The organism is Rhodococcus cerastii (assembly GCF_033042195.1).
Classification (GTDB): domain Bacteria; phylum Actinomycetota; class Actinomycetes; order Mycobacteriales; family Mycobacteriaceae; genus Rhodococcoides.
The window spans coordinates 20,650-34,934 of record NZ_JAWLKF010000006.1; the positions used below are offsets into that span (position 1 = coordinate 20,650).

Annotated in this window: 14 protein-coding genes; 7 read left to right on the plus strand and 7 right to left on the minus strand. The window is 65.2% G+C overall.

Annotated elements, in window-relative coordinates; all coding sequences use genetic code 11:
* Window positions 1-149: 149 nt before the first annotated feature.
* On the minus strand, window positions 150-779 hold the full coding sequence (locus R3P93_RS12985; RefSeq protein ID WP_317533170.1) for a nucleoside/nucleotide kinase family protein: 630 nt from the start codon (window positions 777-779) through the stop codon (window positions 150-152).
* 94 nt (window positions 780-873) lie between these two features.
* On the opposite strand from R3P93_RS12985, the gene R3P93_RS12990 reads away from it, so the two are divergent.
* Window positions 874-1,233 carry an ArsR/SmtB family transcription factor gene (locus R3P93_RS12990; RefSeq protein WP_094640883.1) on the plus strand — a complete coding sequence of 120 codons (360 nt, stop codon included), beginning with the start codon at window positions 874-876 and terminating at the stop codon, window positions 1,231-1,233.
* A complete protein-coding gene (locus R3P93_RS12995) occupies window positions 1,230-2,267 on the plus strand; it encodes an SRPBCC domain-containing protein (RefSeq protein WP_094669116.1) in 1,038 nt (345 codons plus the stop codon). The genes R3P93_RS12990 and R3P93_RS12995 overlap by 4 nt, the downstream gene beginning before the upstream one ends.
* 7 nt (window positions 2,268-2,274) lie before the next feature.
* On the opposite strand, the gene R3P93_RS13000 is transcribed toward R3P93_RS12995, so the two are convergent.
* From R3P93_RS13000 to R3P93_RS13010, 3 genes are all read right to left on the minus strand, one after another.
* Window positions 2,275-3,420, minus strand: coding sequence for an acyl-CoA dehydrogenase family protein (locus R3P93_RS13000; protein ID WP_373454783.1), 1,146 nt, complete (start codon window positions 3,418-3,420; stop codon window positions 2,275-2,277).
* A 69-nt stretch (window positions 3,421-3,489) separates the two neighbouring features.
* Window positions 3,490-4,311: an SDR family oxidoreductase gene (locus R3P93_RS13005; protein WP_068053525.1), complete on the minus strand. Its 822-nt coding sequence runs from the start codon at window positions 4,309-4,311 to the stop codon at window positions 3,490-3,492.
* Between the two features lie 72 nt (window positions 4,312-4,383).
* Window positions 4,384-5,205 (minus strand): sulfurtransferase, encoded by an 822-nt coding sequence (locus tag R3P93_RS13010; protein ID WP_317533171.1) that lies wholly within the window; start codon window positions 5,203-5,205, stop codon window positions 4,384-4,386.
* Between the two features lie 65 nt (window positions 5,206-5,270).
* On the opposite strand from R3P93_RS13010, the gene R3P93_RS13015 reads away from it, so the two are divergent.
* The gene (locus R3P93_RS13015; RefSeq protein WP_317533172.1) at window positions 5,271-6,416 is read left to right on the plus strand and encodes an NADH:flavin oxidoreductase; all 1,146 of its coding nucleotides are present in this window, start codon (window positions 5,271-5,273) and stop codon (window positions 6,414-6,416) included.
* A 33-nt stretch (window positions 6,417-6,449) separates the two neighbouring features.
* On the opposite strand, the gene R3P93_RS13020 is transcribed toward R3P93_RS13015, so the two are convergent.
* On the minus strand, window positions 6,450-8,915 hold the full coding sequence (locus R3P93_RS13020; RefSeq protein WP_317533173.1) for an HNH endonuclease signature motif containing protein: 2,466 nt from the start codon (window positions 8,913-8,915) through the stop codon (window positions 6,450-6,452).
* Window positions 8,916-9,058: 143 nt separating this feature from the next.
* Here R3P93_RS13020 and R3P93_RS13025 point away from each other — a divergent pair, with 143 nt between their 5' ends.
* Window positions 9,059-9,328: a hypothetical protein gene (locus tag R3P93_RS13025; RefSeq protein WP_317533174.1), complete on the plus strand. Its 270-nt coding sequence runs from the start codon at window positions 9,059-9,061 to the stop codon at window positions 9,326-9,328.
* Here the strand turns inward: R3P93_RS13025 and R3P93_RS13030 are convergent.
* A complete protein-coding gene (locus R3P93_RS13030) occupies window positions 9,325-10,098 on the minus strand; it encodes an IclR family transcriptional regulator (protein WP_317533175.1) in 774 nt (257 codons plus the stop codon). The genes R3P93_RS13025 and R3P93_RS13030 overlap by 4 nt on opposite strands.
* A gap of 143 nt (window positions 10,099-10,241) precedes the next feature.
* Here R3P93_RS13030 and R3P93_RS13035 point away from each other — a divergent pair, with 143 nt between their 5' ends.
* Both R3P93_RS13035 and R3P93_RS13040 read left to right on the plus strand, forming a co-directional pair.
* Window positions 10,242-11,003 (plus strand): CoA transferase subunit A, encoded by a 762-nt coding sequence (locus R3P93_RS13035; protein WP_068053500.1) that lies wholly within the window; start codon window positions 10,242-10,244, stop codon window positions 11,001-11,003.
* Window positions 11,000-11,638 (plus strand): 3-oxoacid CoA-transferase subunit B, encoded by a 639-nt coding sequence (locus tag R3P93_RS13040; RefSeq protein WP_317533176.1) that lies wholly within the window; start codon window positions 11,000-11,002, stop codon window positions 11,636-11,638. Before R3P93_RS13035 ends, R3P93_RS13040 begins: the two co-directional genes overlap by 4 nt.
* Before the next feature lie 56 nt (window positions 11,639-11,694).
* Here the strand turns inward: R3P93_RS13040 and R3P93_RS13045 are convergent, their stop codons facing one another.
* Window positions 11,695-12,543 carry an aldo/keto reductase gene (locus R3P93_RS13045; protein ID WP_068054275.1) on the minus strand — a complete coding sequence of 283 codons (849 nt, stop codon included), beginning with the start codon at window positions 12,541-12,543 and terminating at the stop codon, window positions 11,695-11,697.
* A gap of 54 nt (window positions 12,544-12,597) precedes the next feature.
* On the opposite strand from R3P93_RS13045, the gene R3P93_RS13050 reads away from it, so the two are divergent.
* The gene (locus R3P93_RS13050; protein WP_094669109.1) at window positions 12,598-14,271 is read left to right on the plus strand and encodes a phospholipase D family protein; all 1,674 of its coding nucleotides are present in this window, start codon (window positions 12,598-12,600) and stop codon (window positions 14,269-14,271) included.
* Window positions 14,272-14,285 lie beyond the last annotated feature (14 nt).

Consider the following 14,285-nt stretch of genomic DNA (forward strand, 5'->3'; position numbering starts at 1 on the left):
GCCGCGCGCCACCCCCCGACCCCGGCGCTGACAGGCGGGGGGGGTGTTTGTGAGGTGACCCCTCCCGGGGGGGGGGGGGGGGGGGGGGGGGGGGGGGGGGCCCCCCCCCCCCCACCGCTGTGAGCATCCGAATGCACGAACGATGGTGGTCATCTCCAGTCGATCGGCAACACTCGCGTTGCCCGAGCACGCGGGTCCACCTCGTCCAGATAGATCCGGCATGCTGCGTGATAGCGCTGGTCGAAGGCGCGACCTGCCGCCTCCGTGCCACCGAGCGCCTCCGCATCCCTGGCGATACCGCGAGCCCGTGCGACCTCCATGGGGGTATCGACGAAGACTGTGTAGTCCCAGTACTCGGGCAGCGGCGGCCGATGCAAGAACGTTCCGTCCACCACGACGATCGCACCGGCCGGCACCGGCTCGAGCGGATCGTCCACCGGCTCATCCGTCGCCAGATCGATGACCCGACGCCGAATGGCCCCGCTTCCGTTCGGCCCCAACGGGATCAGCACGTGTGCCGCAAACGCGTCGAAGTCGTACGCGTCCCGGTAGTAGCCGAGAGCCGACGCCCGACCCTGCCGATACCGGTGGGCGCGCCGATGATGAAAGCCGTCCATCGTCACGTGCACGGACGGACGCCCCTGTGCCGCAACCGCATCGACCAGCCATCGCGCGCAGGTGGATTTGCCCGAAGCCGTCACCCCGTCGATCGCCACCCGTAGCGGGTGTCCCGGGGCCCGGGAGAGCACATCCTGCACCAGGTCATCACCGACGCTCATGGCTCGAGGGTAGGCGATCAACTTAGTCAACCAAGTGGTTGACTACGTCGAGCGGGCGGCTTACCCTCAGGAACAACGCACAGCGAGGAACCCCATGGACGATCGAACAGAGCAGCTCAACAGGACGTTCGCGGCATTGGCCGATCCCACTCGACGTGACATGGTTGCCCGGCTGGCCAGCGGTGACGCGAATGTCAGCGAACTGGCCGAGCCGTACGAGATGAGCCTGCAAGCGGTCTCGAAACACGTGAAGGTGCTCGAGGAGGCCGGATTGGTCACGCGCAGCAGGGATGCCCAGCGTCGTCCGGTGCATCTCGATGCCGAGGTGTTCGGCCTGTTGACGAAATGGATCGAGCGTTATCGCCAGGAAGCAGAACAGCGGTACCGACGCCTCGACGCCCTGCTGGACAGCATCGCAGACGACGAGACCACCGAGTCGAAAGAAGTGTCATGACTGCAAACGAAACCGAAATCGTTGCGGACGAGAAAGTCCCCACGATCGAGATCGTCCGAGAGTTCGACGCGACGCCGGAGCAGGTGTTTCGCGCTCACATCGACCCCGAGCTGTATCGGCGGTGGGTGGGGCCGCGATCGTTGACGACCCGAATCCTGAAGTGGGAGGGGCACACCGGAGGCGCTTGGGCCTTCGCCAACGACCGGGACGGTGAAGAGATCGCTGCCTTCTTCGGCAGCTTTCACGAGGTGCGTGCGAGCGAGCGAATCGTGTGGACCTTCACCTGGAAGGGTGCACCCGATTCGGTCGCGCTCGAAACGCTCACTTTCGAGAGCCGAGGCGATGGCGGTACACGTCTGAAGGTATTGAGTGTGATGTCGGACTTCGCGACGCGCGACGGCATGCTGTCCAGTGGCATGGACGTCGGCGTGAAGGAGGGCTACGACAAGCTGGACGAACTGCTCGGGCACAGGACCGGCCCGGCCCAGCAACACCTGCAGGACGCGGCCATGTTCACTGCGCTGGTGGAGTCCGCATCACCGGCGGACTGGTCTCGGCCGAGCCCGGTATCGGGTTGGGCTGCAATCGATGTGGTGCGGCACCTGGTCGAGTGGTCCCGCGGCTTTCTCGCCGGCGGGGCCGGTATCGAACTACCGGCACTGGACGTCGGAGCCGACCCGGCCGCAGCCTGGACCCAGCACGTCGCCGATATCCAAGCAATTCTCGACGACCCCGCCGGCCGGGTGCTGAGCAACCCGCACACCGGAGACATGCCGGTGGACGAGGCAATCGACATGTTCTACACCGCCGACGTCTGGATGCACTCCTGGGACCTGGCGAAAGCCATTGGCCGAGAGCCTGATCTGGGCCGAGAACGCTGCGCTGCAGCGCTCGAGGCCATGCGACCGATGGAGCAGGTGCTACGGGACAGCGGGCAGTACGGCCCCGCCGCCCCCGTTGCCGACGACGCTTCCTCGCAGGACAAGCTGATGGCCTTCATCGGCCGCGACCCGGCCTGGCAGCCGGGTCGATAACCTCCGTTCAGAGGTACTTCTTCAGCTCCATTTTCGCGATCGACATCTTGTGCACCTCGTCGGGACCGTCCGCGAGCCGCAGCGTGCGAATGTGCGCGTACATCATGGCCAGCGGGAAGTCGTTGGACACTCCGCCTCCGCCGTGGACCTGGATCGCCCGGTCGATGATTTTCAGCGCCATCTCCGGTGCCGCAACCTTGATCGCTGCGATCTCCGTGCGCGCTTCCTTGTTCCCGACGGTGTCCATCAGGTACGCCGCCTTGAACGTGAGCAACCTGGTCTTCTCGATCTCGATGCGCGCCTCGGCGATCCAGTCCTGAATGTTCGAGCGCATCGCCACCGGCTTGCCGAACGTCACTCGGGATACCGCACGGCGACAGAGCAATTCGAGTGCGCGTTCTGCCACGCCGATGGTGCGCATCGCGTGGTGGATACGACCAGGTCCCAAGCGAGCCTGGCTGATGGCGAATCCCTCGCCGGGCCCCTTCAGCACGTCCTTCGCCGGTACCCGTACATTCTCGAAGAGCACCTCGGCGTGACCTTCGCGGTCGATGTAGCCGAACACCGGCAGATTGCGCAGGACGGTGACTCCGGGTGCGTCGATGGGCACCACGAGCATCGACTGCTGACGGTGCGTGGCCGCCTCGGGATCGGTCTTGCCCATGACGATGAGAACCTTGCAGTTCTTGTGCATCGCATTGGACGTCCACCACTTGCGCCCGTTGAGGATGAAGTCGTCGCCGTCGCGATCCATCTTCATGGCGATGTTGGTGGCGTCGGAGCTGGCGACATCGGGTTCGGTCATCGCAAAGGCAGAGCGAATGGTGCCGTCCAGCAACGGCTTCAGGTACTTCTCCTTGTGCTCGTCGGTGCCGAAGAGCGTGAACACCTCCATGTTGCCGGTGTCCGGTGCGTTGCAGTTGCATGCCTCGGGCGCGAGCAGGCTGCGTCCCATGATCTCGGCCAACGGTGCGTATTCGAGGTTGGTAAGACCGGGGCCCCACTCGGGATGCGGGTGGAACAGATTCCACAGTCCGCGCGAGCGCGCTTCCTTCTTCAGATCCTCGATGATCGGCGGTTGGAAGTGCGGGTCACCGGATTCGAGCATCTGCTGCTCGTACACTGCCTCGGCCGGGTAGATGTGAGAGTCCATGAACTCCAACAGATCCGACTCGTACTTCTTCGCACGGTCGGAGGTCTCGAAAAATGCCACGGTGGGCCCCTATCGGTTGTTGTCGAGCAAGCTGTCCTGGTAGCGACGCATGCCGCGCAACCACCGGTCGTAGTCGGCACCCTTGTTGCGGTACATGTCCAGCACGTTCTCGTGCGGCAGGATCAGGAACTGCTCGCGGTCCATTGCGTCGAGCACCACGTCGGCGACATCGAGCGGTTCGAGTACGGCACCGGCACTGAGAACCGCGGCAGTTGCCGCCGCTCCCAACGTATCTCCGGATTCCCGTCCCTCGTAGAGCAGTTTGGTGTTGACACCCATCGGGCACAGGCAGCTGACGCGGATACCGCGGTTGCCGTAGGTGACGTTCATCCACTCGGCGAATCCGACCGCGGCGTGCTTGGTCGTCGCATACGTCGCCGAGCCGATCTGGGTGAGCAAACCGGCCGCCGAGGCGGTGCTGACGAAATAGCCTTCACCGCGCTCGAGCCAACCCGGCACCAACAGCTGCGCGGCGCGAATGTGTGCGCGGACGTTGACATCGAACGAGAGGTCCCAGTCCTTGTCGGTGGCGTCCAGTCCGGGTGCGCCGCTGATTCCTGCGTTGGCGAAGTAGAGATCGACAGGTCCGAACGAGTCCTCGGCCAGTGCGATCAGCCGTTGGATGTCCTCGGTGTTCGACGCGTCCGCCGCGGCGGCGACGGCCGTCCCCGGCCGGTCGCGTTCGATGGCGTCGGCCACGGATCGGGCCGTGGTTTCGTCGAGATCGGAGACGACGACGCGTGCGCCGTGCTCGGAGAGTCGAGCGGCGATGGCCCCGCCGATTCCGCCACCACCGCCGGTGACGATGCCAACTTTGCCTTCTACCTTCATGCCCCAGGTATAGTTGAAGTCGGATTCAAGTTCAACCCTGGTTGCATGAAGATGCTGGTCAGAGCGCGGAATCTAGGTCCGAGGACGCGTCGGATCAGTGATCCACCCCGACCACGATCCCGGATACAACGCAGCATCGAAGCCCGCCAACTCGAGCGCCAGAATCTGATGGGCGGCGGTCACGCCGGAGCCGCAGTAGACGGCGACGGCCTTTCCCTCGGGCACAAGTCCACCGAATGTGCCATTGAGTACCCCGGGGTCCAGAAACTTGCCGTCCGAATCGATGTTGTCTGTGGTCGGTCGATTGATTGCGCCGGGGATATGTCCGGCCACCGGATCCACCGGCTCCACCTCGCCGCGGAATCGCTCGGGTGCTCGGGCGTCGAGCAGGACGTTGCTCTGGGCGAACTCGAGTACATCGCCGACGTCGAGGACTCGTGCCAGGGACGGCCGGGCGCTGAAAGATCCGGCTGCGGCGATCGACGGCTCGGTGCCGGTGGCAAACCCTTCGGCCACCCACTGAGCCAGACCGCCGTCGAGGACTCGCACGTCTGCATGGCCGTAGTAGCGCAACAGCCACCATGCGCGCGCCGCGGCAGTTGCGGGGCCCGCGTCGTAGACCACCACGGAGGAGTCGTCACTCACCCCGGCGCTACGCATCGCTGCGACGAAGGTCTCCTCGTCGGGCAATGGGTGGCGGCCGCCTGAACCCGGGACCCCGGCAAGCTCTGCATCGAGGTCCACGAACTGCGCGTTCGGGATGTGGCCGGACTCGTAACCTGCTCTGTCGCTGCCGGTCTGGAGCGCCCAACGAACGTCGAGGACGACCGGCGCCCGTCCCATCTCGAAGAGGTCGTGCAGTTCGGCGGCAGAAATCAGCGGCGAAGGGCTCATAAGGCTCCGACGCTAACAGCCCTGCGCCGGGAATAGCTCGGGCTGCATGCCGGTTGTGCGCAGGCGTGACCGAAACTGCATCCACAACTCAGCATCTGTCCACCGCCGGGCTCTTCGAGCCGTTCGAGGTCAAGTCGCTGAAGCTGCGCAATCGCTTCGCCATGGCCCCGATGACGCGCGCCTTTTCTCCCGACGGCATTCCCGGCCCGGATGTCGCCGAGTACTACCGCAAGCGCGCGGCCGGCGGCACCGGCCTCATCATCACCGAGGGCACCTACATTCCCGATCCCGCAGCCGGCCCGCACACCCGTGTCCCGCGGATCTACGGTGACGCCAGCCTCGAGGGCTGGAAGGGCGTCGTCGACGCCGTGCACGCCGAGGGCAGCGCGATCATCCCGCAGCTGTGGCACCTCGGCGTCGAGCGCGGCACCGAGCCTCGCCTGTTCCCGGACGTCACCACCGTGAGCCCGTCCGGTATTGCACTCGACGGCTCCCCGGTCGGTCGAGCCTTCACCGACGCAGACCTCGACGAACTCACCTCGCAATGGGTGCAGGCCGCGGTCAACGCGAAGAACACCGGATTCGACGGTCTCGAGCTGCACGGCGCGCACGGATATCTTCTCGACGAATTTCTCTGGGCCACAACCAATGTGCGCGACGACGAATTCGGTGGCTCCCTCGAAGCTCGGACTCGCTTCCCCGCGCAGGTCGTTGCGGCGATCCGTGCTGCGGTGGGCGAGGACTTTGCCATCGTCTACCGGTTCTCGCAGTGGAAGAGCAATCACTTCGACGCCCGGATCGCCCAGAACCCTGAGGAACTCGGACGTGTCTTGACTCCCCTGGTCGACGCCGGAGTGGACATTCTGCACGCTTCGACCCGTCGCCACTGGGATCCGGCGTTCCCGGAGCTGGACGGCAACGACGGCAAGCTGGGCTTGGCCGGGTGGACCCGCAAGCTCACCGGTGTCCCGACGATCACCGTCGGATCCGTGGGCCTCGACTCGGTGTTCACCTCGGCGTGGTCGGAGGACGCCGCATCCGGTGTCACCGGACTCGATGCCCTGGTAGGCCAGTTCGAGGACAACGAGTTCGATCTCGTTGCCGTCGGACGTGCGCTGTTGTCCGACCCGGATTGGGTGAACAAGGTCGGAGACGGACGCGTCGACGAGCGCATCGAATTCACCCGCGACCACATTCAGCACTTGGTCTGACGGATCGGGCACCGGAATCCACGGCAGCATCGCCTAGAACGGCGGTGCTGCCGTTTCGTCTGTCTCGGGCGGTTGATTGTCGGGTGGGTTGGGGTAGGCGATGTGGCCGGATCGTTTCTGTCGGGTGGGGATGTGTGGCCTGAGGTCGTTTCCGAGGATGGGTACGGCTGTGCCGTTGGTGGGCAGGGTGATTCGGGTGGTCTTGGAGGTCGATGTCCACAGGATCGCCCCGCCGGGGAGCATGACGGCCTTCCAGTAGCCGGCTGTTTTGACGGAGTGGTGGTAGTCGCAGAGGCATTGGAGGTTGTTGACGGTGGTCCAGCCGCCGCCGCGAGGGTTGGCGTGGTCGAAGGCCACGATGTGGTCGAGTTGGCAGCATGCGGCGGGTCGGTGGCAGCCAGGGAATCGGCAGTGTTTGTCGCGCAGGCGGACCGCGGCTGTGGTGAGGGCGTCGGGTCGGTAGATCAGGGCTCGGTCGGTGAGCGGGTCGCGGGGGACCGATTTTCCGAGGGTGGGGTCGGCGGCGATGGCGGCTTCGAGCGCGGCGGCGAGGGAGGCGTTGCCGAGGTAGAGCCCTGAGGGTGTGTGGCCTGCAGTGGGGATCGTTCGGTTGTCCAGCCGGATTGCCGAGCGGAGGTCGAGTGCTCTCATGTTGCGGGCGGGATGTCTGATGTCGTCCAGGTCGAGGGCAGAGCTGTGCCGTGTGCCCCGGCCGACGGGGGTGTGGGTGCAGAACAGGGCTGCAGCGGACGTCAGTGATTGGGTCCGTCGTGGTCTGTCTTCTCCTCCGCCGAGGTCAGGTGGAGCTGAGTCTGCCGCTGGATGGGCAGGGGTGTCCCCTGCGTGGCCCTGCGTCAGATCCGGAGATGTCGTTGCCCCCGCTTCCGGCGTGCGAGCTGTTCCTCGCTCGAGATTTGTTTTCGGTGTTGGTCCAGGTGCCCGTGTGACTGGCCTGATTTCCTCGGGTTCATTTGAAGCAGTCCGGGTTTCGGTTCGATCGGATGCACTGCTGGGCTCCGGCATCGAGTCAGGGTCCGGCTCCGGCACAGGTGCTTGTGCTGCGTCCGATGTTCGAGGTGATTCGCCGGTCGGGGCGGGTGTCGAACTCGATGTGCCGACCGGACCTCGGGCCGATGCTGCATGCGGTGGTTGTGCTGGATCGGAGCCACGGCCGGGATCTGTTTCCGTGCCGGCGGCAGAGTCCGCTGCTGTCGCCGGTGCCGGCGCAGTGGCCGTTGCGGTCGCGCCGGTCGGCGAGGGCGCGGAGGCGGGTGATGGTGCCGTGGATGATTCGGTGGCTGCGGTGGCGGTGGCCGTGTCGGTGTCGGTCGCCGCGTCGGTGGCCGTGTCGGTGTCGGTCGCCGTGTCGGTGTCGGTCTCGGCATCGGTGGAAGTGCCTGTACTCGTGCATGATTCGGATTCGGTCACCGTTTTCGAGTCATTACCGATCCAGCTGCGAGTTTCGGTAGCGTTTGTTCCCGAAGCAGCGTTCGTCTCAGATTTCATGTCCGGGTCGTTCGCCGGATCCGACGCTGAGTCCGACTCCTGCTTGTGATTTTTCGGGGTTCGTTCCCATTCCCCGGTCTCCGGGTTCTGCACAGCGAGTCCGAGTTTCTCCGCGAGGGTCACTGCTTCGGTGAGCAGGATCTGCCACTGACTGCTGCGTGCCAACTCTCGCGCGAGGTCGGGGTCGATGGAACCGTGCCCGGCCAGATAGGCGGGGTTGGCGAGTAGTCCGATGAGGGTGGCGATGTCGACGGTGATCATCGTGAGCGGCACCCGTCGATCCGGCAACGCTGTGTCTTTCTTCGGGCAATCGGTGCGTTGGCACAGGCATGCCAGTCGGGGTTCGCCGTGCATGCGGGCCATGAATGCATCGCACAGGCGTTCTTTCTTCCCGCGCGGATCTTTCGGGCAGAGGGTATCGGCCATCTCCCCGAGGAGTTGCCACGCGGCGGCGGCTTCGGGGGCGGTCAACTCGGCTCGGATACGGGCGAGTTCGCCGGCGGGGCTGTAGGTGACGGTGCGGAATTTCTTCGCGAACTCCCGCAACGCGGCGGCTTCCTCGGGTGCGACGCGCAGCAGGATGTCCCAGATCGCCTGTTCGAGCGGGCCCGGGGACGACCTCCGCGCCGCCTCGACGACCTCGGCTTCGACCGACCTGACGATGTCGTCGGAGAGGTTGTCGAGGATCCGGCATACCGTCCGCACGCGGGGAAGGTCGATCTCACCGGCCTCGAACGCTGCCCGTAGCAGCGGCATTCGGGTGTGCAGGGCGACGCCGACGGAGATATACGCTTCGGCGACGGTCGCCGAGCAGCCCAACGCCACTGACATTTCGGTGCGTCCGTATCGGCTGTAGTGCTTGTGTTTGGTGTCGCGGGTGATCCAGTCGCAGTGCACGCGGTAGCAGGCGGTGATCTTGCGGGCCGCCTGTCGATTTTCCTCGCGCGCGGCAGCGGTCAACGCCTCCAGCGACACGGTCGGTATTGCACCCATTTTTTCACCCCCCCGGTGAGCCGAAACAAGAACGCCTGTTCGAACAAGATGAAGACTATCCCGACCCACCGACAAGAACGCTCGAGCCGAAAAAGCACCGGCTGACCTGCCGCTATCCGCGGAATCGTTCTACACTCCACTCCATGAGCGAGCCCGATTCGAAGTCGGCACCGATCGAATTACGCCGGCGTGCGGCCGGCGGCGATCAGGATGCCATCGACCAGTTGGTAGAGCTTGCAGGCGAGCGCAACGACCTCGACGAACTCCGCTCTCTCGCCGGCGCAGGCAGCAGCGATGCCGTCGACATTCTCGTCGAGCTCGCCGGTGAACGTGGCGACCGCGCCGAGTTGCAGAGATTGGCCGCCGCAGGCAGCCAAGACGCCGCGGACATTCTGGAGGAACTAGACAGCTAAGCGGGCCGCTCCCCCAGTTGCACGGTGAGTCGGTGTGCCGCGTCGAGCAGCATCTTGCCCAATTCCCGGCGTCGGTCGTCGCGGAATCGCGTCTCGACGCCCGTCAGGCTCAGTGCCCACGCAGGACCTCCGGCGCGGTCGAATACAGCAGCACCGAGACCCCAGCTGCCTTCCACGAGCAACCCTGGGTTGACGGCGAAACCTGTTGTCCGAGTGTGGCCGACGCGGTGCCGAATCGCTGGCGCGGAATGAGTCTCGCCCCACTCCGGCACCAGGTCGACGTCGCCGAGGTACTCGTCGACCTCCCGATCGGGCAGGTGCGCAAGAATGGCCAAACCGGCGGACGCCACCCCGAGCGGTAGCCGAATGCCCTCGTACAACACGTGCGAGCGCAACGGAAAGCTCCCTTCCACCCGAAGCAGGCACACGGTCTCCGCACCGCGCCGGGCCGAGAGGAACGCGCTCTCTCCGCTCTCGGTGGCCAACGCCTGCACTATCTTTCGAGCCTGGTCGGTGATGTCGTACCGCAATGCCGCCATCGATCCCAGTAGATAGATCTCCGGGCCCAGTGACCAGTGGCCGGTCGCGTCACGGTCGACGAATCCTTGGTCGGCGAGCGACGCCAATAGGCGATGTGCGGTCGGTCGCGCGATACCGGTCGCCCGCGCGAGCGCGGTGGTCGAGGCACCCGACGGCTCCTCGCTCCCCGCTGCGCGCAGCAACGAACAGATCTTGTCGATCACACTTGCGTTGGCATCCGGTGACGTCACCCGGCCATCGTACGTCCACTCACCGGACGCCTAGTCCACATCCGTTCACCGAACGAACAGAAACCAGCATTCGCTTCACCGGAATACACAGCTCAGGTTCACTGACTACAACGTTTGCTCAACGAACACATCAGGAGCTGCAAGTGACTGGAAAGACCTACGCGTCCGCCGCCGACGCGGTTGCGGACATCGGCCGAGGAGCGACCCTCGCGGTCGGCGGCTTCGGATTGTGCGGCATCCCCGACGCCCTCATCGAGGCCATCGCCAACACCGACGCCACCGAGCTCGAAGTATTCTCCAACAACTGCGGCGTCGACGGCTACGGACTCGGAATCCTGCTGGCCGCCGGACGAATCCGCCGCGTCACCGCCTCTTACGTCGGCGAGAACAAAGAGTTCGCCCGGCAGTACCTCGCCGGCGAACTCGAAGTGGAACTGACACCACAGGGAACACTCGCCGAACGACTCCGCGCCGGTGGCACCGGAATTCCCGCATTCTTCACCCCCGCAGGAGTCGGCAGCCCCATCGCCGACGGCGGAATGCCCTGGCGCTACGACCCCGACGGCTCCGTCTCGATCGCCTCCCCACCCAAGGAGACCCGAGTGTTCGGCGACAAACGGTACGTACTCGAAGAGTCGATCAACGCCGACTTCGCACTGGTGCACGCCGAGATCGGCGACACCGCAGGCAATCTCGTGTTCGACAAAACTGCGATGAACTTCAACCCCTTGGCCGCGATGGCAGGAAAGATCACCATCGCCCAGGTCGAGAACCTCGTGGAACCGGGCGAAATCGACCCGGCCCACGTACATCTGCCCGGCGTGTTCGTCCAACGCGTCGTACACACCGGCCCACAGGACAGGCGCATCGAAAAGCGCACCGTCAGTTCAGGAGTTCGAGCATGAGCACAGGATGGACCCGCGACCAGATTGCCGAACGCGCCGCAGCGGAGATGGTCGACGGCGAATACGTCAACCTCGGCATCGGACTACCGACGTTGATCCCGGGATACCTGACCGACGCGGTCAAGGTCACCCTGCACTCCGAGAACGGTATCCTCGGCACCGGGCCCTACCCCACCGAGGACGAAGTCGACGCCAACCTCATCAACGCAGGCAAGGAAACCGTCACCGTCAATCCCGGTGCCGCATACTTCGATTCGTCAATTAGCTTCGGCATGATCCGCGGCGGCCACATCGACACCGCCGTACTCGGCGGCATGCAGGTCTCCCGCACCGGCGACCTCGCCAACTGGATGGTGCCCGGCAAGATGGTCAAAGGCATGGGCGGCGCGATGGACCTCGTACACGGCGCCCGGCGCGTCATCGTCGTCATGGAGCACACCGACCGCGACGGTAACCCGAAAATCCTCGACGCCTGCACCCTGCCGTTGACCGGCCAAGGCGTCGTCGATCGCATCATCACCAACCTCGCTGTCATCGACGTCGTCGGCGACGGCACCCTCGAACTGGTCGAACTCGCGCCGGGCGTGACCACCGAGCAGGTCACCGCGGCAACAGGATCGGCCCTGAAGCACTGATCGAACGACTGTGGGCTCGAACATCCGAAGATGTTCGAGCCCACAGGGTTACGTGATCAGTCGGGGATCATGTCGAAGGTGTCCGGATTCGGTCCGGTACGACCCTGCTCACCCTTGTCCAGAGCCGTGATGGCATCCACATCTGCCGAGCTGAGCTCGAAGTCGAAGATGTCGAAATTGGCTTTCACTCGCTCCGGCGTGACCGACTTCGGGAAGATGATGTTTCCGCGCTGGATGTGCCAGCGGAGCACCACCTGTGCGACGGATTTGCCTGCCGCGTCGGCGATTCGCTTCAATTCCGCGTCGTCGAGAACATTGCCCTGGGCGATCGGAGACCACGCCTCGGTGGGGATCGCATGCTCGCGGCCGTAGGCCCAGACGTCGTTGTTGACGAAGTACGGGTGCACTTCGATCTGGTTCACCGCGGGGACCGTCTCGGTCTCCTCCGCCAGGCGATCGAGGTGGGCGGGCTGAAAGTTGGAGACGCCGATGCTGCGTGCACGGCCGTCTGCGGCGAACTCCTCCAGCGTCTTCCAGGTGGAGACGAAGTCGCCGTCGTAGCGGGTGGGCAGCGGCCAGTGGATGAGGAAAAGATCCACGTGGTCGGTACCGAGGTCACTGAGCGTCTTGTCGAACGCCTTGCGCGCGTCGTCGGGCTTGTGGAAGCCGTTGTTGAGTTTGCTGGTGACGAACACCGAGTCGCGGTCGATACCCGAGTTCCGAATACCTTCGCCGACCTGCTTCTCGTTGCCGTACATCTCGGCGGTGTCGATGTGGCGGTAGCCGATCTCGAGGGCCGTCTCGACGGCCTGCGCAGTCTTCTCGGGATCGATCTGGAACACGCCGAAGCCGAGCTGCGGGATCTGCTTGCCGTTTCTGAGCGTGACGTTGGGTACCTGAGTCATATCGCTCGGGTGCCCGCCCTCCCCGCGCTTCAAACCGGATGAAATGATGCCAACGTGATAGTGCAGCGCATCCGGCGCGTCGTCGACGGTGTCGCCGAGAGCCTCGGCAGATCCACCTCCGCCCTCATCGCACCGGAGCGACACTTCGATCCGGCGCACCCGTGGTTCCTCACTGCCGTCGAGCGCGGCAACGACGACACCCGAATCACCGCCTGGACCGAGGGCAACCGCGTCGAGAACCTGGTGCACGGCAAGACCTATTTCGCCGCACTCGCCCGAGCCCTCGACCGCACCGAGCGCGACGACCTGGTGCTGTTCACCGATTGGCGCGGAGATCCGGAACAGCTGCTCACCGACGACGGCGTGACCGTCGAGGACGCGCTCACGGCCGTCGCGCACCGCGGTGGCGTCGTGAAGGGCATGGTGTGGCGCTCGCACATGGAGACGCTCGGATTCACCGGCCCGAAGAATCGCAAGCTCGCCATGAAGCTCGAAGAGGCAGGCGGCGAGGTGATCCTCGACCAGCGCGTGCTGGTCACCGGAAGCCACCACCAGAAGTTCGTGGTGGTGCGGTACGGCAGGAAAGATCTGCCCGACGTCGCGTTCGTGGGCGGCATCGACTTGGCCCGTGCTCGACGCGACGACGCCGATCATTTCGGCGATCCGGTCTCCCGTCCCTTCCCTCCCGAGTACGGCGAGATCGCGGCCTGGCACGACGTGCAGGTCCAGTTGGAGGGACCCGCGGTGCGGGACGTCGAGGACGTCTTCCGCGAGCGCTGGGAGGATCCCGCAGCCCTGTCCCGCCTCCCCTGGCACGCCATCCCCGACATGCTGCGCGGAGTGACTCGGGAGCCGTCGGAACTGCCGCCTGCAGCTGCGCCGCCGGAACCGCAGGGCACGTGCTCGGTGCAGTTGTTGCGCACCTACCCGCGTCGACGCCCCGCCTACCCGTTCGCCACCAAGGGCGAGCGCAGCGCGGCACGGGCGTACGCCAAGGCGCTCAACCGGGCAACCGAGCTGATCTACATCGAAGACCAGTACCTGTGGTCGGTGGATGTCGCACGCGTCTTCGCCGCGGCACTGCGCCGTAAGCCGAACCTGCGGTTGGTGGTGGTGGTTCCCAAGCACCTCGACGACGACAGTGCTCTCACCATTCCCTCTGCGCTGCTGGGACACTCGGCTGCCTTGGAGGTCATCCGCGCCGCCGGAGGCGATCGCGTGTTGGTTCTCGACATCGAAAACGACCGCGGCATACCGGTATACGTGCATTCGAAGGTCTGCATCATCGACGACGTGTGGACCGCGGTGGGCTCGGACAACTTCAATCGTCGCTCCTGGACTCACGATTCGGAGCTGACGGCGGCGATCGTCGACGAAGAACGCGACGAACGGGAACCTCTCGACCCCGCCGGATTGGGCGACGGTGCCCGAACCCACGCCCGCAACCTGCGCCTGGAACTGATTCGCGAACACCTCGGCCGGGCCGACGGTGACGACGCCGATCTGGTGGACCCGCAGGCATTCTTCGACGCCATCTCGGCAAGTGCAACCGCGCTCGACGAGTGGCACCACAACCCGTCCTCGGGCCCGCGCCCTGCCGGCAGGCTTCGCCGACACGAGATCTCCGTGCCACCGGTGTGGCAACAGCGACTCGCCGCATTCGCCTATCGCCTGTTCGTGGATCCCGACGGCCGCCCGATCGGAATGCGTCTGCGTCGTCGCTTCTGAGGCTATCGCCGAGC